Origin of the sequence: Bradyrhizobium sp. HKCCYLS2038 (assembly GCF_051167655.1) — a bacterium.
In the GTDB taxonomy this organism is placed as follows: Bacteria; Pseudomonadota; Alphaproteobacteria; order Rhizobiales; family Xanthobacteraceae; genus Bradyrhizobium.
Map to the genome: position 1 here is coordinate 200,608 of NZ_JBNPTM010000009.1, position 17,741 is coordinate 218,348.

The window sequence follows — 17,741 nt, forward strand, 5'->3', positions numbered from 1 at the left end:
TCGGCGCGCTCAGGAGAACGCGTTGCCGCTTCGAAGTCCCAGCTTCTTGAACACGATCGCCGCCGGACAGAAGCCGGTGAACGAGGCCTGGATCATGTTCACGCCGGCAAAGGCCGCGAGCAGGAACCAATATGGATTGACGTACCAGCCGAGCGCGAGGCTGAGCAGGACGACGAACCCTGCGAAGGTGAGAACTGCTTTATCGACGTTCATGGCATGGTCCTCCATGGTTGCATTTGAGCGTAATCAAGCCGGTGCTGCAGCGTCACTGCCGCAGGCCGGACATCGTCCAGGCGACGATTCGTTGCGAGTCCATCGCACCCGAGATCCGCTGGAGCTCCCGCCCCTTCTGCAGCAGCAGCAGGGTCGGAATTCCGGAGATGCCGAACTTCGCCGAGACCTCCGGCGCCTCGTCGGAGTTCAGCTTCAGAAGCTGCACGCGCGGCTCGAGCTCTTGCGCGGCGCGCGCGAACATCGGCGCCATCGCCCGGCACGGCCCGCACCACGGCGCCCAGACATCGACCAGCAAAGGCAGGTCGCTGTTGGCGATGTGGCGCGTGAACCCGGCTTGGTCGACCTCGATCGGATGACCGGAGAACAGCGGCGCGTGGCACTTGCCGCATTTGCCCTGGGTGGGCGCCCGGCCCGCCGGCAGACGGTTGATCTGCCCGCAATGGCCGCACACCAGTTGAAAGGTCTCGCTCATGTGCCCGTCCTGACTTCCTTGATCTTGGCGATGTTGAGCCGGTCGAGCAGGAACTTCTCGTAGAACGGCTCAGGCGTGCCGCGCCTCATCTTGCGCAGGAAATACTTCTCGAAGGCGACCTTGGCATAATGCACCCATTCCCCCTTCGACGACCAGTTGACGTTGCGCGGCGGGATCTGCGGCTGCGCCAGGAAGGCGACGCCGGAATCGCCGAAGTCTGCAAGGCAGATCGCATTCCAGGTCGGCTGCGACTTCGGCGCCTCGCCGCGCAGCAGCGCGCCGATGTTCAGCGCGGTCGCGGTGACCATCGACTCGATCATGAAGCCGGTCTTGGGCACGCCGACCGGCACCGGCGTCGGCCCGATCGGCGGAATGGCGACGCAGACGCCGATGGCGAAGACGTTGGGATAGGCTGGATTGCGCTGATGCTTGTCGACGACGACGAAGCCGCGCGGATTGGTCAGCTTGTCGATGCCACGGACGGCTCCGACGCCACGGAACGCCGGCAGCATCATCGAATAGGCGAACGGCAGCTCATGGGTCTTGCGCACCGAGCCGTCGTCGGCCACCTCCTCCACGAACATGCGGCCGTCCTCGACCTTGGTGACGCGGGCGCTGGTGATCCACTTGACGTGCTTCTCGCGCATCTCGCTTTCGAGCAGCCCCTTTGTATCCCCGACGCCGTCGAGGCCGAGATGGCCGATATAGGGCTCCGAGGTCACGAAGGTCATCGGCACCTGGTCGCGCATCTTGCGCCGGCGCAGCTCAGTCTCGAGGATGAAGAGGAATTCGTAGGCCGGCCCGAAGCAGGACGCGCCCTGCACCGCCCCGACGATGACGGGCCCGGGCTTCTCGGCAAGCTTGTCAAATGCGGCCTTGGCATGGGCGGCGTGATCGACATGGCAGACCGACTGGGTATGGCCGTCCGGCCCGAGGCCGGGGATCTCGTCGAAGGCAAGCTCGGGCCCGGTGGCGACGACGAGATAGTCGTAGGCGACCATGGTGCCGTCCGTCAGCTCGACTTGGTTGTCGTCCGGGTGCACGCGCTTGGCGCCCTGGGTCAGCAGGCGGATGCCCTTGCGCTGCATGACGTCGACGAGATCGATCTCGATGTCGTCGCGCTTGCGCCACCCCACGGCGACCCACGGGTTGGACGGCACGAAATGATACGAGGACCCCTGCGAGATGACGGTCACGCGATCCTCCTTTCGCATCTGGGGCAGCAATTCATAAGCCATCAGGGAGCCGCTCAGCCCCGCTCCGATCACGACTACGTCAGCCATTTGGGTCCTCCATCGCCTTGCTTTGTTCTTGTCCCGCTCAGCCGCGACCTCCCGGGCCGGCCTTGACTATATATTCGAATATCTGTATATACGCAACTATGAAATTTGATGCTGACATCATGGAAGTGGCGGCGGACCAGGCCAGCGACCTGTTGAAGGCGCTGTCGAACCGGCACCGGCTCCTGATCATCTGCCAGCTGGTCGACGATGAACGGTCGGTCGGCGAGTTGGCGGCATTCCTCGGCCTGCGCGACTCGACCGTCTCGCAGCACCTCGCTTTGCTGCGCAAGGACGGTCTGGTCACCGCCCGGCGCGACGGGCAGACCATCTACTACTCGATCGCCAGCGAGCCGGCCCGCGAGGTCCTGAAGACGCTCTATCAGGTCTATTGCGCGGCGCGGCCGACGAAACCGGGATCGAGACTATGACGACGCCCTGCTGCCGACTTGACCGACATCAAGCGGGAACCCGCATCCCGGTGGGATGTCAGAGACCGCTTACGGATGCTCGCCTGACCACCCGATTTGATTCAAAAGAAACAGGACTACGCCGATGCGCAGATTATCGCTCCTGACCTTGATCGCCGCGATGGCCTGCCAGCTGAGCTCGCAGACCGCGCCGGCCCTTGCCGAAACGATGACGGTCACCCCGCGCCAGGTCGCTGACGAGAAGGCGGTGTTCGCGACCGTGGAAAGCGTCAGCGTCGTTCCGGCGCGCGGCCGCATCGGCGGCACGGTCGCACAGCTCTCCGTTCGCGAGGGCGACCCGGTCAAGCGCGGCCAGCCGATCGCCCTGATCGGCGACGAGAAGCTCGCGCTGCAGCTGAAGTCGCTCGACGCCCAGATCGAGGCGCTGCAGGCGCAGGCCAACCAGGCGCAGATCGACTTCACCCGCACCGAGGGGCTCGTCGAGCGCGGCACCCTTCCCCGCGTGAAGCTCGACGAAACGCGCACGGCCCTCAACGTGGCCGAGAACGGGTTGCGGGCCAAGACCGCCGAGCGCGCCGTGGTCAACCAGCAGATGAGCGAAGGCCAGGTGTTGGCGCCCGACGACGGCCGCGTGCTGAAGAAGCTCGTGGTCGTCGGATCCGTGGTGCTTCCCGGCGACCCCGTGGTGACCGTGGCGCAGCAGAATTTCAAGCTGCGGCTGCGCGTGCCCGAGCGCCATGCGCTGTTCCTGAAAGCCGGTGACAAGATCCGCATCGATGGCGCCGAGTTCGGCGACAGCGGCGACAAATGGGGCGTGATCGACCTCGTCTACCCGCAGATCGAGGAAGGCCGCGTGGTCGCCGACGCGATCGTCCAGGGTCTCGGCCAGTACTTCGTCGGCGACCGGCTGCGGGTGTGGATCTCCGGCGGCCAGCGCGACGCCTATGTGATCCCCGCCCGCTACGTCATCACCCGCTTCGGCATCGACTACGTCCAGCTGCAGCAGGGTGCGCAACAGGTGAGCGTGCCGGTGCAGCGCGGCCGCGCGCTGCCGAGCGCCGATCTTCCCGATGGACTTGAAATCCTGTCCGGCCTGCGCGCCGGCGACCAATTGGTGCAGCCGTGAAACTTGGACTCTCAGGCAAGCTGACTCAGGCGACCATCGCCTCGCCGCTGACGCCGCTGTTCCTGCTCGCCTCGCTCGTGGTCGGCCTGATCGCCGTAGTCGTGATCCCGCGCGAGGAAGAGCCGCAGATCAGCGTGCCCATGGTCGACATCCGCGTCAACGCCGACGGCCTGCGTGCGCCGGATGGCGTCGAGCTGGTGACCAAGCCGCTGGAGACGATCGTCAAGGCTATCGACGGCGTCGAGCACGTCTACAGCCAGACCGAGGATGACCGCGTCATGGTCACCGCGCGGTTCCTGGTCGGCACCAAGTTCGAGGATGCGATCCTGCGCGTCCACGAGAAGATCCGCGCCAACCTCGACCGCATCCCCGTTGGCATCCCCGAGCCACTGATCGTCGGGCGTGGGATCAACGACGTCGCGGTCACCGTGCTGACCCTGTCGCCGAAGCCGGAAGCCGCCGAGCGCTGGTCCGACAAGGACCTCTATGAGCTCGCTGACAAGCTGCGGGCAGAGCTGACCAAGGTCGACAATATCGGTCTGACCTACATCTCCGGCGGTGGCGCTCAGCAGATTCGCGTCGAGCCCAGCCCCGAAAAACTGTCGCTGTTTGGCGTGACGTTGCAGCAGCTCGTTGCCAAGGTGAAGGATGCCAACCGCTCCTTCCTCGCCGGGGACGTCCGCGACGGCGGCATCGTCCGCAACGTCACCGCCGGGCAGACGCTGACAGGCATTCCGGATATCGGCCTCTTGCTGATCTCGACCCGCGACGGCCGCCCCGTCTATGTGCGCGACGTCGCGACCGTCATCATCGGTCCCAATCTCGCCGAGCACCGCGTCTGGGACGACGCGCGCAACGACAAGGGCGACTGGCACCGCGTGCCTGCGGTGAGCCTTGCGCTCGCCAAGCGCGCCGGTGCCAACGCGGTCGTGGTGTCGCACGACATCGCGCAACGTCTCGAAGGGCTCAAGACCAGCCTCATTCCGAGCGATGTCGCGGTCACGGTGACGCGCGACTATGGCGAGACGGCCAATGAAAAGGCCAACGAGCTGTTGTTCCATCTCGGTCTCGCGACGATCTCGATCGTCGTACTGATCGCGATCGCGATCGGCTGGCGCGAGGCGCTCGTCACGTTCGTCGTCATCCCGACCACGATCCTGCTGACGATGTTCGCCGCCAACCTGATGGGCTACACCATCAACCGCGTCAGCCTGTTCGCGCTGATCTTCTCGATCGGCATCCTGGTCGACGACGCCATCGTCGTGGTCGAGAACATCGCCCGCCACTGGGGCATGCGCGACGGCCGTCCGCGCCTGCAGGCGACCATCGAGGCAGTGGCCGAGGTCGGCAATCCCACTGTCGTCGCGACCCTGACCGTGGTGGCCGCTCTGCTGCCGATGCTGTTCGTGTCGGGCCTGATGGGCCCCTATATGGCACCGATCCCGGCGAACGCCTCGGCCGCGATGCTGTTCTCGTTCTTCGTCGCGATGGTCGTGGCGCCCTGGCTGATGCTGCGCCTCGCCCCCAAGCAGACCGCCGCCGCGGCCGGCGCTCATCACGATGCAAGCCATGACGCGCATGGCGAGGGCCGGCTCGGCCGGATCTACCGCAGCGTCGCGCGCCCGATCGTCGCCAGCAAGCGCTCGGCCTGGATCTTCCTGCTCGGCGTCGGCATCGCCACCTTGCTGTCAATGACGCTGTTCGCGACCAAGTCCGTCACCGTCAAGCTGCTGCCGTTCGACAACAAGTCGGAGATCGCCGTGATGGTCGATCTGCCCGAAGGCGCCAGCCTGGAGGATACCGAGCGAACGCTGTTCGCGGCGGCCGACATCGCGCATCAGCTGCCCGAGATCACGAATGTGCAGAGCTATGCCGGCACAGCGGCGCCGTTCAACTTCAACGGTCTCGTCCGGCACTATTACCTGCGCGAGCGCCCGGAGCTCGGCGAACTCCAGGTCAATCTCGCCCCGCGCGGCGACCGCAAGCGTTCCAGCCACGACATCGCGCTCGACCTGCGCCAGCGGCTGAAGGCGGTCTCGGTGCCCTCGGGCACCAGCATCAAGGTCGTCGAGGTGCCGCCTGGGCCGCCGGTGCTGGCGACCTTGCTCGCTGAGATCTACGGCCCGGATGCCGCGACGAGGCGCGCCGTCACCACCGAGATGAAGAAGGTGTTCGCCGACGTCCCGTTCATCGTCGACATCGACGACTCGATCGGTCAGCGCCGGCCGCGGCTGCGGCTGTCGATCGACCAGGACAGTCTAGAATTCTTCGGCGTCGAGCAACGCGACGTCTACGATACTATCCAGACGTTGTTCGGCGGCGTCTCGGTTGGCTACTCGCATCGTGGCGAGGACCGCAATCCGATCGAGATCGCGGTGAAGCTGCCGAAGCGCACCAAGAGCTGGAGCCAGGCGCTCGCGTCGACGCCGGTCCCGGCCAATACCCTGCCCGGCAGCAAGACCGTGGTCGAACTCGGCCAGGTCGTGAAGGCGACGATGGAAGAAGGATCGCCGATGATCTTCCGCCGCGACGGCCGCTTCGCCGACATGGTGATGGCCGAGCTCGCCGGCCGCTTCGAGGCGCCGCTCTACGGCATGCTCGCGGTCGCCGACCGCATCGATGCGCATGACTGGGGCAAGCTGCCGAAGCCGGTGATCAGCCTCCATGGCCAGCCGAAGGACGAACAGCATCCGACGCTGTTGTGGGATGGCGAGTGGGAGATCACCTATGTGACCTTCCGCGACATGGGCGCGGCGTTCGGCGCGGCCATCCTCGGCATCTACGTGCTGGTGGTGGCGCAGTTCAAGAGCTTCCGCCTGCCGCTGGTGATCCTGACGCCGATCCCGCTGACCCTGATCGGCATCCTGCTCGGTCATTGGCTGCTCGGCGCGCCGTTCACCGCGACGTCGATGATCGGCTTCATCGCGCTCGCCGGCATCATCGTCCGCAACTCGATCCTGCTGGTCGATTTCATCCGGCACAGCGGCGGCGAGGGCAAGACCTTGCGCGACGTTGTGCTCGAGGCCGGCGCGGTGCGCTTCAAGCCGATCCTGCTGACGGCGCTCGCCGCCATGATCGGCGCGGCGACGATCCTGCTCGATCCGATCTTCCAGGGCCTGGCGATCTCGCTGCTGTTTGGCTTGGCCTCCTCCACCCTGCTCACCGTGCTCGTGATTCCCGCGATCTACATCGCGCTGCGCGAGCCCGGCAAACCCACCACGAAGATGTCCTAGGAGAGATTGATGACCAAGCTGTACAGCGAGATCTGCAAGGATCTGTCCGGCAATCTGAAGACCTTGCGCAAGGATATCCCCGACGTGATGCAGGGCTTTTCCGCGCTGGCGCGGGCCGCAGGCGCCGACGGCGCGCTGGACAAGAAGACGAAGGAGCTGATCGCGCTCGCGATCGGCATTGCCGTTCGCTGTGACGGCTGCATCGGCTTTCATGCCGAGGCGCTCGTCCGTCTCGGGGCCACGCGCCAAGAGGTCGAGGAAACGCTCGGCATGGCGATCTACATGGGTGGAGGACCCTCCCTGATGTACGCCGCCGATGCGATCGCGGCGTTCGAGCAGTTCGAGCAGCAGGCAGCGGCTGCCTGAGAGGCGCTGTCGCGGTAGCAAAGCCGTTCAGCCGGCTTTCAATTCGACCCCGCAGGCGACCCGGTCCTCGGCGATGAGGAAGCGCCCGGTCAGCCGGGCGACGGCGGCGCGCCAGCCGGCCTTGACGACGCGAGCCTCGAACGTCCCGGCCCCCCATGTGATTGCGAGCTCGACATCGTGGAAGTCGAGAAAGCCGCGCGTGATCGGATACTGGCACTTGTAGTAGGCTTCCTTGGCGCTGAACATCACGATCGGCAGCATCGGCCGCAGCGCTGCCGGCTGCGCGTCGAGCCACTGCCGCTCGCCGGGCGTGAGCACGAGGTCCAGCATCGAAGGCTCGAGCACGCGCAGGTCCTCCACGTCCAGACCGAGCGATTGAACCTCACGACACCGGGCCACGACGACGGCGCAGTAATCGGCACAGTGCGAGATGCTCCCGGTATAGCCGGACGGCCACACCGGAGCCCGATCCGGCGACGGAACGAGCGGCACCGGCGGCGCGCCGAGGGACGCGAGCGCCTGGCGCGCCAGCACGCGCGCGGCTGCGAATTCGTTGCGACGCTTGGCGACCGCGTTCTGCACGTGGGCGCGCTCCTCCGGATAAAGCTCGCCGTCGCCAACAGAGAGCGCGGACGCCGCGATCGCGACCTGACCGCGGAACAGCTCTGCCAGCGCCTTCATCACCCTCTCCAAGCCGACCGCTGTCGGCGGCAACAGGTCACGTCGTACGGTCCCCACGCAGACACCGGCTTCGCCCCAGTGCAGCAAGCGCGTTTCAAGCACGTGACATCAGGATGTTTCAAGCCGGCGGCCGGGCGTGGCCTCACAGTGTCATACGCCAGAGCTCTCGACAAAATGCCGCTCTGCGCTGGCAGCCTTGCGCACCGACGCGCGAGGGGCAATGCTGGTTGACCACGCTCCCACAAGGATTCGTCATGTCCGTCGACACCGCCGCCGCCACCGATCGTCTGATGCGTTTTCTCGCCGTGCAGGGTGTGACCGGTCGGGAGAAGGCGATCGGGCGGGAGATCATGGCGGCGTTGAAGCAGGCCGGCGTACCGGCCAAGGCGATGCGGCTCGACGATGCCAACACGCGCATCCCATTGCCGACCGAGACCGGCAATCTCATTGTCGAGCTGCCGGGACGCGGCAGTCAGCACAACCAGCCGCGGATCATGTTCATGACCCACATGGACACGGTGCCGCTGTGTGCCGGCGCGCAGCCGAAGATCGCCGGCCGCAAGATCGTCAACCAGGCCAAGACGGCGCTCGGCGGCGACAATCGCTGCGGCTGCGGCATCCTCGTCACCCTGGTGGCCGAACTGATCCGGCAAAAGCTCGATCATCCGCCGATCACGCTGCTGTTCTGCGTGCGCGAGGAGAGCGGGCTGCACGGCGCGCGCCATGTTGCGGTCGACGAGCTCGGCGCGCCCGTGATGGCCTTCAATTTCGACGGTAGCTCCGCCTCCAGCGTCACCATCGGGGCCGTCGGCGCCGACCATTGGCAGGTCGAGATCTTCGGCCGTGCCTCGCATGCTGGTGTCGCTCCCGAGCGCGGCATCAGCGCCACCATGATCCTGGCGCTGGCGCTCGCGGAGGTCAGAGCCGGCGGCTGGTTCGGCAAAGTGGTGAAAGGCAAGGGCAAGGAGGCCAAGCTTGGCACCAGCAATGTCGGCCCGGTCACCGGCGGCGAAGGCCGTTCCGCGGGTGACGCCACCAACGTTGTCACCGACTACATCCATGTCAGCGGCGAGAGCCGCAGCCATGATGCCAAGTTCGTCCGCCAGATCACCAACGCCTACAAGGCCGCGTTCGAGAACGCCGCCAAGCGCGTCACCAACAGCGACGGCAAGTCCGGCCGCGTCAAGTTCAAGGCCGAGACCGAATTTCATCCGTTCCGGATCAAGGACACCCTCCCCGTCGTCAAGCGCGCCGCCGCGGCCGTCACCGAAATCGGCGGCACGCCGACCTTGCGCGCCGGCAATGGCGGCCTCGACGCCAACTGGATGGTCCGCCACGGCATTCCCACCGTCACCTTCGGCACCGGCCAGAACGAGCCGCACACGATCGACGAGTGGATCAACCTCGACGAATACGATCGCGCCTGCGCGCTGGCGCTGCGGCTGGCCACGATGGGCTGAGGCCGCCGACCGGTCCATGCCCGCCATCGGATGCTCAGCGGCGCGGCCCGACCCGCTTCAGGGCATCGGACGGCAGATGGCCGAACTCCGCCTGATACTGCGCGGCGAACCGGCCCAGATTGGTAAAGCCCCATTTCAGCGCCACTTCGCTGACCGGCAGCGTGTTGCGCGCGGAGAACAGCTCGGCATGCGCGGCCTCGAGCCTGATCCGGCGCAGAAACTGCGTCGGCGACATCTCGTAGTACCTGCGGAAGCCGAGCTGCAGCGACCGGCTGCTGATCCCCGCAGCGTCAGCGATGTCGCTGACCGTGATCGGCAGGTGCAGATTGGCGCGCATGTAGCTCATCGCGCGCCGGATCTGACCGGGTGCCGGATCGCCGTTGCGCGTGACGGACGGTTCCGATAGCCGGTGCGGCACCTCGGTCAGGATCAGCCGCAGCGCGCTCTCGGCGAGCAGCGCCATCGCCAACGGAGAACGCCGCTGCAACGCCGCGTCGCGCAGACCACTGTCCAGCGCACGCGCCATCGAGCGCAGGGTTTGTCCGAAGGTCGTCGACAGATCGATGACAGGCGCAAGATCGAGGCTGGTCAGCCTGGCGCCGTCATACATATCGGTCAGCAACCGGCTCACCAGGTCGGCATCGAACCGCAACATCACGCCTGCGACCTCGCCATCAGTCGCGTGCATGGTCTGTCGTGCCAGCGTCGGCTGCGCATGAACCATCGCGCGCGACGGCATCTGTTCGATCAAGCGGTGGCCGATCGTCGACACCGTGGCGCCGGTGCAGAGAAAGGTCAGATTGAGGTTCTCGACGTCGCTGTCGGAGCCATAGGTCAGGCTGCTGTTGTAGCGGGCACGGAGGATGCTGATCCCGGGTCCAGGCGCAAAATCCGACTGCCACTCGAAGCTGCGGCGCGGATCCGGCGGCGTGATCTTGATCGGCAGCACATGCTTGCGAAGATGAGCCCGCAGCGACTCGAAGTCCGTCCCGCTCAACCGCAGTGCGGTGCTCGCCACCTGATGCTGCAACGGCGTATATCTCATCAGTCCGACACGATCTCTGAGGTACGGTACCGGCATCCGCGATGGCTCGCCGCAGCCGGCCTCGCGAACCTAAGTCCTCCAGAAATCAGCGGCAATACGCATGCTCCTTTATAGCTAAGGCGCTCGCCCGTCTCATCGCTTGAGGCGTTTTGAGGTGTCTTGAAGCCGCCAGGAAGCGTCATATTACCGCCGCCGCGAGGCCACCGGCGTCGCGTAGGGAGAACTGCAAGCACCAGCGGCATTGCTGCCCGTGCCGTGGGCAGATCGACTGATGAGTTGCTCGGTCCTGACGTTAACGCTGACCCCCAACCCAAATGCGCAATCGGGACAAGCGCTTGCGCGAAACGGCCAACAAGATGGTTTCGCGTCGCGGTTCCGTATGCCAAATGAGCGACATTGCAGCACCCGTCGACGAGGGTGGTGCGGGGGTTGAGCATGACTGTCGTTTCGACCACGGAGCGGATCACGAGAAAGGGCCGGCGCGGCGGTTGCGTGCTCGCGCGCAGGCGTACCATTGCGGCGGCCGGGTTCAACCGCTGGCTGGTGCCGCCGGCCGCGCTCTGCATCCAGCTCTGCATCGGCATGTCCTACGGACTGAGCGTGTTCTGGCTGCCGCTGTCGCGCGCCATCGGCATCGACAAGCCCGTGGCCTGCGCCAGCCATTCGCTGCTCAGCGACCTCTTCACCACCAGCTGTGATTGGCAGGTGACCAATCTCCTCACCATCTTCACCACCGGTCTCGTGATGCTCGGCTTCTCCGCCGCACTGTTCGGCGGCTGGCTGGAGCGCGCGGGCCCGCGCAAGGCGGGCGCCGCGACCGCCTGCTGCTGGGGCGGCGGATTCATCATCGCGGCCCTCGGCGTCCATGTGCATCAGTTCTGGATCATGTGGATCGGTCTCGGCCTCATCGGCGGCACCGGTCTCGGCCTCGGCTACATCGCCCCGCTGTCGATCCTGGTGAAGTGGTTTCCGGACCGGCGCGGCCTGACGACCGGCCTGGCCATCATGGGCTTCGGCGGCGGCGCGGCGATCGGAGCGCCGCTGGCGACCCGGCTGATCGACGCCTTCAAGACGCCGACCTCGATCGGCGTCGCCGAGACCTTCCTGGTTCTCGGCGTGGTCTACTTCGTCGTAATGCTGATCGGCGCTTTCGCCTTGCGGATCCCGCCGACTCGCTGGCAGCCGCCGGGCGCGAGCGCTCCGTCCGACGCGATGATCTCGACAGGCAACGTCCATTTCGAGAGCGCGCACGAGACGCCGCAGTTCTGGCTGCTCTGGATCGTGCTCTGCATGAACGTCCTGGCCGGCATCGGCGTGCTGGCCCTGACGTTGCCGATGCTGCTGGACCTCCTCGGCGGTGCCCTGATCGGACGTCCCGAAATCGCGTTCTCCGCGCTCGACGACGCCCAGCGAACCAGGGTCGCCGCGATCGCCACCGGTTATGCCGGCCTGCTGTCGCTGTTCAACATCGCCGGCCGGCTGTTCTGGGCCGCATTGTCCGACCGCATCGGCCGCAAGCCGATCTTCTCCATCATGCTCATCCTCGGCGTGCTGCTCTGCGCGGCAGCGCCGAGCCTCGCGCATATGGGCTCCCCCCTGCCGTTCGCCGGCGCGCTCGGCCTCATCCTGGCGCTGTATGGCGGCAGCTTCGCAACGATGCCGGCCTATGTCGCCGACCTGTTCGGTCCGAAATTCGTCGGAGCCATTCACGGCCGCCTGCTGACGGCATGGTCGACCGCCGGTCTCGCCGGCCCGCTGCTGGTCGGCTATCTGCGCAACGCGCAACTGCAAGCCGGCGTCGAGCGCGCGATGGTCTATGACCGCACCATGTACGTCCTGGCCAGCTTCCTCGTCGTCGGACTGATCGCCAACCTCCTGGTCAAGCCGCTCGCCGACAAAGGGCACCTGGCCGGGAACGACGCGGCCCAGCAGCGGGCCCGCGCCGAGAGCAGCGCGGGCAAACTCCATCAGGCCACGTTCGGCATCGGCCGCGGCGGCCTTGCGCCGAAGGTAGCTGCGTTCTGGGTGCTGGTCGGCATTCCCCTGGTGTGGGGCCTCGCGATGACGCTGCAGACTGCGGTCAGAATGTTCTGATCGCGGCCTGCGCCGTCCGGTCGCGGCCTGCATTGGCCGCCTGCGACGACAACATCCCGTCACCACGACGACGCCCTCCTCACGGAACGACAGCAGACGCAGCGAGGCGTTCCCGCGACGGCCTGCGCCCGAGTTTTGCGTTGGCTTGACCTCTCCTCTTGAAGAAGAGGCGCAGGGAAGACCGGGTATCGGCTGATACCCGCGGTCCGCGTGCAACAAAGAGCACGCGGCAGAACCACAGGTTCAGCCCAATATCCGGCCTTCCCTGCGCGACGGTTTGACGGCTTATACGCGCTCTCCCCGGGGATCGGCTGTTTTGCCCCCGTCGTCAGCGGATCATCATCACCGCCGGCTTGGCATCAGCACCGGGATGCCAGGACCACACGATTTCGCCGTCGCCTCGCTCCGTTCGTCGGCCCGGCTGTGACACCCGGCAGCAGAGCAACGCGCCCATCGCATCTCCGGCTCGACGCTCGTGACGATCGCGAAACGTCCCTCTTCAGCGAGCCGGGATGCGCTGATTAGTGCAGCTGATTTGCCCGACGGCGCAAGGGATGAGTTTGCGACAAAGCGGCACGACGGGCAGTTGGCGCATGCGGGGATTGCGCGGATTGCCCGTCGTGCAGAGCATCATCATTGTCGCGCCCCTCGGCGGACACGGACGATGAACCGTAGCGTGAAAGCAAAGCGTGCCCAACACCCCGCGTAACCATCTCACCGATTGCAGCGGCGGATGAAGGTGACGTCCTTCGGATACAGGTAAGTATAGGGATCGACCTGGTCGAGTGCATGGTGCCTCGTCACCCAGTCGCGCACCTCGGGCGCGTAGGCCTGCATCATCTGGTCGGTCATCGCGAAATAGTAGCTGCGGTCGGCGTGGTGGGCGGCGTGAAACATGAAATAGCCGCCGGGCGCGATGCAGATCTTGTGCAACGGCACGACGCCCAGCACCGTCGTGCAGGCCGACTTGCACTGGCCGTCGATCACCACCCTGTCGTACTGCTCGTTGATCCGCTGAAACCGATAGATGTGCGCGCCGACATGGCCGCCCGGACCGTGCAGATAATACACCTTTTCCGCATGCGCTGCGCTCGGCATCGCGAGCATCACGGCCGCCACGCCAGCCGCCATCCTTAACCGACCCATCACTTTCCCCATTCGCCGCGCCCGTCGTACCGACTTGATCGACGACCCCGCTGCAGGATAGACGCGGAACGCCTGTCAGCGCCACGATCAAGTCTCGCGCGGCGACGCACCGCTTCAACCACGAGCGCAGAGCGTGTCTATCCCCCAACCTTCACAAAGCCGTCGTGGCCGGGCTTGTCCCGGCCATCGACGTCGTTCGGCATCCTGGGAAGGGACGTGGATGCCCGGACGGCGCCCGGGCATGACGACGTGGAGGCAGTGTAACGAAACACTCAGATTTTCATATGCGACAGCCCTGCGCGCGGACCCGCGCGGACCGTGCCCCAAGGTCACGCCGGCATCGACGACGTCACCCCTGCTCCGGCGGGATCACGCCCTTGCTGAAGATGAAGCAGCCGTAGAAGCGGCGCTCGCCGGTGGCGATCACGCAATAGGCTGACTTGGCCATCTCGTAGAACGCGTAGCGCTCGACGCCGACCAGCGGCCAGGATTTGTTCTCCGCGCGATCGATCGCCGCCTGCACCTCCTGCTGCACCGGCGTCACCTCCTCCGGATGGCCGACGACCTCCATCCGCACGGCGGCATCGTCGATGAAGGTGTCGAGCGGCAGCACCGAGAGCACCGCCTGAACGGCCCTGGCCGCAGTGACATTGTCGATGCGCAGCAGCTCGCCGAACACGGTCTGCCGCGCGATCGAATCGGCCGGAAAGTTGGTGTCGCAGATCACCAGGCGGTCGCCATGCCCCATCGCGCGGAGCGCATAGAGCACGTCGGAATTGAGCAGCGGATCGATGTTCTTGAGCATGGTTTCTCCCTGTCATCTTTCATTGAACGACCATCGAGGCAGGCCATCGTCTCTGGGCGACGGCAGCCAGAATCTGGTCTTGTCGCCACGCCATCACCCATTCCGAGCGAGACGCCCTCCCTGATCACCGACCAGGCGGAGATCGATCCTGCCAATCAGATCCGAGCGCAGCGCCTCAGCGTCGGCGATCGCGACCACGGTCTGTCGCAACGTGCTGACGTTCGATCCCAGCGACACGATGCCGCCGAGCACCGCGGCAATGCCGCCGAGCGGCAGGGCCGCGTTCGACCCGAGCAGACCCAGCACCGCGCCGAGCAGCAGCGCGGCGCCGCACGATATCGCGACCTTCGAAGCCAGGATGATCTTCCGGCAGCGCTCGGCGACGTCGGCAAGCTGCTCGATCCGCGCCTCGATCAGCGCGATCTGTCCGCTCGGCTCGTCCTCATCCATCACACGAATTGTCCTCTGCGATATCGCGGCGAGAGCCTACGATGCCGCCCTCGGCCCGGCAACCATCCGTGTCGCGGTTGGGGACGGCTGCTCATGGACAGTCGGCTGCAGTCCCGGAACAAAGCCGGCCAATCCGGATTGTCGTGGTCGAAATTCCACACAGCAAACCGGTGAGGCGACAATGGCTGCAGACAGCCTGAAGACACTGCACACGGCCCTGGTCGATGCGCGCAACGGCTATCAGGAAGCCCAGGCGGACGCCGAGACGCCGGCGCTCAAGGCGCTGTTCGCCGAGATGATCGCGCTCAAGGAGCGTGATCACGCGGAGCTGCATGACGCGCTCCGGCGGATGGGCGAGACGCCGGACGAGTCCGGCTCCTTCATGTCCACGGTGCATCAGACCGTCATCCGTGTCCGCGCCGCGGTGACGGGGCTCGGCACCAATGCGCTGTCGTCGTTCGCCAGCGGCGAGGAGCAGATCCTCAGCCAATACGACGAGGCCTTGAAGGACTGCGCCGGCGACGCCGCCACCACGGCGACGCTGACCCGGCAGCGCGGGGCCCTGCAGGCGAAGATCGCGCAGATGAAGCAGCTCGCGGACTGAGCGCCTGATCGTGCCGAACCTGAAGACCGACGAGCATTTCATGCAGGAGGCGATCAAGGTCGCCACGCAGGACGGCGCCGATCCCGCGCTGTCGCCGATCGGCTGCGTGATCGTGCTCGGCTCCGAGATCATCGCGGCCGAGCGCAACCACGTCGCCGACAAGCGCGACGCGACAGCGCACGCCGAGATCGAGGCCATCCGCGCCGCCGGCCGCGGCTTCGATGACGGCGAGCTGCGCGGCGCCACGCTCTACACCACCTTGCAGCCCTGCGGCATGTGCACGATGGCCTCGATCTGGAGCAAGGTCGGCCGCATCGTGTTCGGCGCCGGCCGCGACGACGTGCACCAGATGTATTTCGAGGCCCGCCACGTCGACACGCTCCAATTCGTCGAGAAGGCCTATCGCGACGACCTCACGATCGAGGGCGGCGTTCTGCGCGAGGCCTGCAGCAAGCTGTACTATCGCCCGTGGGACGATGTTCCAATCGAGGACCAGGGCAACCGCTAGAAACACGGACGTTCTCTCCCGTGCGCGCAGGCGGCACGAGCAGAGATCCAGCCCGACGCCGTCGACGTTCAGGCGAGTGCCCCAGGAGGCCCTGACCATGCGACGACGCCTGCTCACGACCGCGATCCTCTTAGGGCTCATCGCCATGCCGCACCCGAGTGATGCCTCGCCACTTGGCCACTACAAATGGAAGAATCGCCTCCTGGTGGTCACCGGCCCCGACGACGCAACCGCGCAGCGGCAACGCCGGATCTATGATGCCGCCAAGGGCGGCATGGCCGAGCGCCAGATCCTCCTGCTCCAGGCCGTCGACGACACCAACTCCTCCCGCCAGCTCCGCGCCGCCGTCGGCACCGACGGCCGCCGCTTCAAGGTGTTTCTGATCGGAAAGGACGGCCACACCGCCCTCGCGTCGGAGACCCCGATCTCGGCCGAGGATCTGTTCAACCGCGTCGACGCGATGCCGATGCGGCAGGATGAGATGCGGCGAGCAAGGTCGCGGTGACTGGTCCGGCGCTGCGGGGGCTTGGGTCGAGCCGATGGACTGGGTACGAAGCGAACGTGAGAAGTTTTTCGCACTGTCACCGAAATCGTATCGCCGGATGCCCCTACTCCGCGGCCTCGCTGACCGGCAGCCGCGCTCGCGGCACTTCGCCCGAGACCACGGACCCGCGTTCGCCCCAGCGCTCTTCGGGATAGTAGTCCCAGACAGCGTGGTGCTGGCTCGCCCAATTGTCCCAGACCAGCAACGAGTTCGGCTTCCACTGCACGCGGGCCTGCAGCGCGAGCTGGCCCTCGATGTGGCGGAACAGCAGCTGCAGCAGCGCATCGCTCTCGCGCCGCGTCAGCTGCACGATGTGCGAGGTGAAGGACGCATTGACGTAGAGGAATTTGCGGCCGGTGCGCGGATGGGTCACGATCACTGGATGCTCGGACTGAGGATAGGTCTTGCCTGGATCGGGCTTGGCGCCGTAGCCGGCAGTCCAGGCGAGCGATCCGTCATGGATCGCGGTTAAGCCCTCGAGCAGCTGCTTGATCGGATCCGACAGGCATTCATAGGCGAGATACATGTTGGCGAACGCCGTATCACCGCCGAGCGGCGGCGTCTTGGTCACGCGCAGCAGCGAGACCGCGATCGGGCTCGGATCACAGGAGACGTCCGGATGCCAGCCGTCGCCCGCGGTGAAGCGCGAATTGGCGTCGGTCTTCCACGACAGGAATTCCGGATCGAACGGGCCGTCGTGGCGGAAGCGCGTCGCCGCCAACTCGTGCCGGTGCAGCGACTTGCCGAAGCGGCGCGCGAAGCGCTTGTGGTCCTCCTTCGAGATCTCCTGATCGCGGAATACGATGGCGAGATTTTCGTCGAGCGCGCGGCGGATCTCCGCGAACTGCTGATCCGGCACGTCGTTGGAGAGATCGACGCCGCCGATTTCCGCACCGACCGTCGGGCTGAGCTGCCGCACCTCGATCGTGCCGTAGGGCTCGCGCCTGGTCGCGTTCCACGCCTGGATGGCGAGCTTGTCGTTGAAGTCCCGGTAGAAGCTCATGATCTGTTTCCTGATCGAACGCGGTGAAGTCAAACGGAGCGGCGGCGGATGCGTCCGCCGGCGGTGACGAGGGCGCGCGCGGCCCGTTCGGCCTCGCGCGCGGAGGCGAAGGACTGGCCTTCAAGACTGTCGAAAGCGCGCTCCGACGAAAAGAAGCTGAAGCCGCGCTCGTCGGCCGTGACGATGCCGGCGGTGCGGTTGTAGACCTCGATGACATAGGCTGTGGGCATGGTTGATCGTTCGCCGCCTCAGGCTGCGG

The 17,741-nt window shown here is 66.1% G+C and carries 19 protein-coding genes; 9 read left to right on the top strand and 10 right to left on the bottom strand.

The genetic code is table 11. From position 1 onward, the window contains the following. Nucleotides 1-9: 9 nt before the first annotated feature. From ACQR1I_RS31335 to ACQR1I_RS31345, 3 genes are read right to left on the bottom strand one after another with little or no spacing between them, the layout of a single operon-like run. Nucleotides 10-213 (bottom strand): YgaP family membrane protein, encoded by a 204-nt coding sequence (locus tag ACQR1I_RS31335; protein WP_009027996.1) that lies wholly within the window; start codon nt 211-213, stop codon nt 10-12. A gap of 52 nt (nt 214-265) precedes the next feature. After that, a complete protein-coding gene (gene trxC, locus ACQR1I_RS31340; protein WP_434869986.1) occupies nt 266-706 on the bottom strand; it encodes a thioredoxin TrxC in 441 nt (146 codons plus the stop codon). Next, complete coding sequence (locus ACQR1I_RS31345) at nt 703-1,989, bottom strand: NAD(P)/FAD-dependent oxidoreductase (protein ID WP_434869985.1); 1,287 nt, start codon at nt 1,987-1,989, stop codon at nt 703-705. The genes trxC and ACQR1I_RS31345 overlap by 4 nt, the downstream gene beginning before the upstream one ends. Before the next feature lie 119 nt (nt 1,990-2,108). Between ACQR1I_RS31345 and ACQR1I_RS31350 the strand changes: the two genes are divergently transcribed. The 4 genes from ACQR1I_RS31350 to ACQR1I_RS31365 all read left to right on the top strand — a co-directional run bounded on the left by ACQR1I_RS31350 (nt 2,109) and on the right by ACQR1I_RS31365 (nt 7,142). Beyond that, on the top strand, nt 2,109-2,417 hold the full coding sequence (locus ACQR1I_RS31350; RefSeq protein ID WP_434869984.1) for an ArsR/SmtB family transcription factor: 309 nt from the start codon (nt 2,109-2,111) through the stop codon (nt 2,415-2,417). A gap of 124 nt (nt 2,418-2,541) precedes the next feature. Continuing rightward, nucleotides 2,542-3,543, top strand: coding sequence for an efflux RND transporter periplasmic adaptor subunit (locus tag ACQR1I_RS31355; RefSeq protein ID WP_434869983.1), 1,002 nt, complete (start codon nt 2,542-2,544; stop codon nt 3,541-3,543). Next, the gene (locus ACQR1I_RS31360) at nt 3,540-6,776 is read left to right on the top strand and encodes an efflux RND transporter permease subunit (protein WP_434869982.1); all 3,237 of its coding nucleotides are present in this window, start codon (nt 3,540-3,542) and stop codon (nt 6,774-6,776) included. The genes ACQR1I_RS31355 and ACQR1I_RS31360 overlap by 4 nt, the downstream gene beginning before the upstream one ends. A gap of 9 nt (nt 6,777-6,785) precedes the next feature. After that, the gene (locus ACQR1I_RS31365) at nt 6,786-7,142 is read left to right on the top strand and encodes a carboxymuconolactone decarboxylase family protein (RefSeq protein ID WP_434869981.1); all 357 of its coding nucleotides are present in this window, start codon (nt 6,786-6,788) and stop codon (nt 7,140-7,142) included. 27 nt (nt 7,143-7,169) lie between these two features. Here the strand turns inward: ACQR1I_RS31365 and ACQR1I_RS31370 are convergent, their stop codons facing one another. After that, a complete protein-coding gene (locus ACQR1I_RS31370; RefSeq protein WP_434869980.1) occupies nt 7,170-7,823 on the bottom strand; it encodes a 4'-phosphopantetheinyl transferase family protein in 654 nt (217 codons plus the stop codon). A 254-nt stretch (nt 7,824-8,077) separates the two neighbouring features. Between ACQR1I_RS31370 and ACQR1I_RS31375 the strand changes: the two genes are divergently transcribed. Beyond that, nucleotides 8,078-9,283 carry a M20/M25/M40 family metallo-hydrolase gene (locus tag ACQR1I_RS31375; protein WP_434869979.1) on the top strand — a complete coding sequence of 402 codons (1,206 nt, stop codon included), beginning with the start codon at nt 8,078-8,080 and terminating at the stop codon, nt 9,281-9,283. Between the two features lie 34 nt (nt 9,284-9,317). Here the strand turns inward: ACQR1I_RS31375 and ACQR1I_RS31380 are convergent, their stop codons facing one another. Beyond that, nucleotides 9,318-10,328 (bottom strand): helix-turn-helix transcriptional regulator, encoded by a 1,011-nt coding sequence (locus tag ACQR1I_RS31380; protein ID WP_434888864.1) that lies wholly within the window; start codon nt 10,326-10,328, stop codon nt 9,318-9,320. A gap of 435 nt (nt 10,329-10,763) precedes the next feature. Between ACQR1I_RS31380 and ACQR1I_RS31385 the strand changes: the two genes are divergently transcribed. Next, on the top strand, nt 10,764-12,422 hold the full coding sequence (locus tag ACQR1I_RS31385) for an OFA family MFS transporter (RefSeq protein WP_434869977.1): 1,659 nt from the start codon (nt 10,764-10,766) through the stop codon (nt 12,420-12,422). A gap of 714 nt (nt 12,423-13,136) precedes the next feature. Here the strand turns inward: ACQR1I_RS31385 and ACQR1I_RS31390 are convergent. The 3 genes from ACQR1I_RS31390 to ACQR1I_RS31400 all read right to left on the bottom strand — a co-directional run bounded on the left by ACQR1I_RS31390 (nt 13,137) and on the right by ACQR1I_RS31400 (nt 14,823). After that, on the bottom strand, nt 13,137-13,568 hold the full coding sequence (locus ACQR1I_RS31390; protein ID WP_434869976.1) for a hypothetical protein: 432 nt from the start codon (nt 13,566-13,568) through the stop codon (nt 13,137-13,139). A 349-nt stretch (nt 13,569-13,917) separates the two neighbouring features. After that, the gene (locus tag ACQR1I_RS31395; protein ID WP_434869975.1) at nt 13,918-14,373 is read right to left on the bottom strand and encodes an RbsD/FucU family protein; all 456 of its coding nucleotides are present in this window, start codon (nt 14,371-14,373) and stop codon (nt 13,918-13,920) included. A 93-nt stretch (nt 14,374-14,466) separates the two neighbouring features. Beyond that, nucleotides 14,467-14,823 (bottom strand): hypothetical protein, encoded by a 357-nt coding sequence (locus ACQR1I_RS31400; protein WP_434869974.1) that lies wholly within the window; start codon nt 14,821-14,823, stop codon nt 14,467-14,469. Nucleotides 14,824-15,004: 181 nt separating this feature from the next. On the opposite strand from ACQR1I_RS31400, the gene ACQR1I_RS31405 reads away from it, so the two are divergent. The 3 genes from ACQR1I_RS31405 (at nt 15,005) to ACQR1I_RS31415 (ending at nt 16,440) form a co-directional block, all read left to right on the top strand. Next, the gene (locus tag ACQR1I_RS31405) at nt 15,005-15,427 is read left to right on the top strand and encodes a ferritin-like domain-containing protein (RefSeq protein WP_434869973.1); all 423 of its coding nucleotides are present in this window, start codon (nt 15,005-15,007) and stop codon (nt 15,425-15,427) included. 10 nt (nt 15,428-15,437) lie between these two features. Next, nucleotides 15,438-15,935: a nucleoside deaminase gene (locus tag ACQR1I_RS31410; protein ID WP_434869972.1), complete on the top strand. Its 498-nt coding sequence runs from the start codon at nt 15,438-15,440 to the stop codon at nt 15,933-15,935. 97 nt (nt 15,936-16,032) lie between these two features. After that, nucleotides 16,033-16,440, top strand: coding sequence for a DUF4174 domain-containing protein (locus tag ACQR1I_RS31415; protein ID WP_434869971.1), 408 nt, complete (start codon nt 16,033-16,035; stop codon nt 16,438-16,440). Nucleotides 16,441-16,543: 103 nt separating this feature from the next. Here the strand turns inward: ACQR1I_RS31415 and ACQR1I_RS31420 are convergent, their stop codons facing one another. Together ACQR1I_RS31420 and ACQR1I_RS31425 are read right to left on the bottom strand one after the other, a co-directional pair. Then, nucleotides 16,544-17,482 (bottom strand): TauD/TfdA dioxygenase family protein, encoded by a 939-nt coding sequence (locus ACQR1I_RS31420; protein WP_434869970.1) that lies wholly within the window; start codon nt 17,480-17,482, stop codon nt 16,544-16,546. Between the two features lie 29 nt (nt 17,483-17,511). Next, nucleotides 17,512-17,712, bottom strand: coding sequence for a hypothetical protein (locus ACQR1I_RS31425; protein ID WP_434869969.1), 201 nt, complete (start codon nt 17,710-17,712; stop codon nt 17,512-17,514). Between the last annotated feature and the right edge of the window lie 29 nt (nt 17,713-17,741).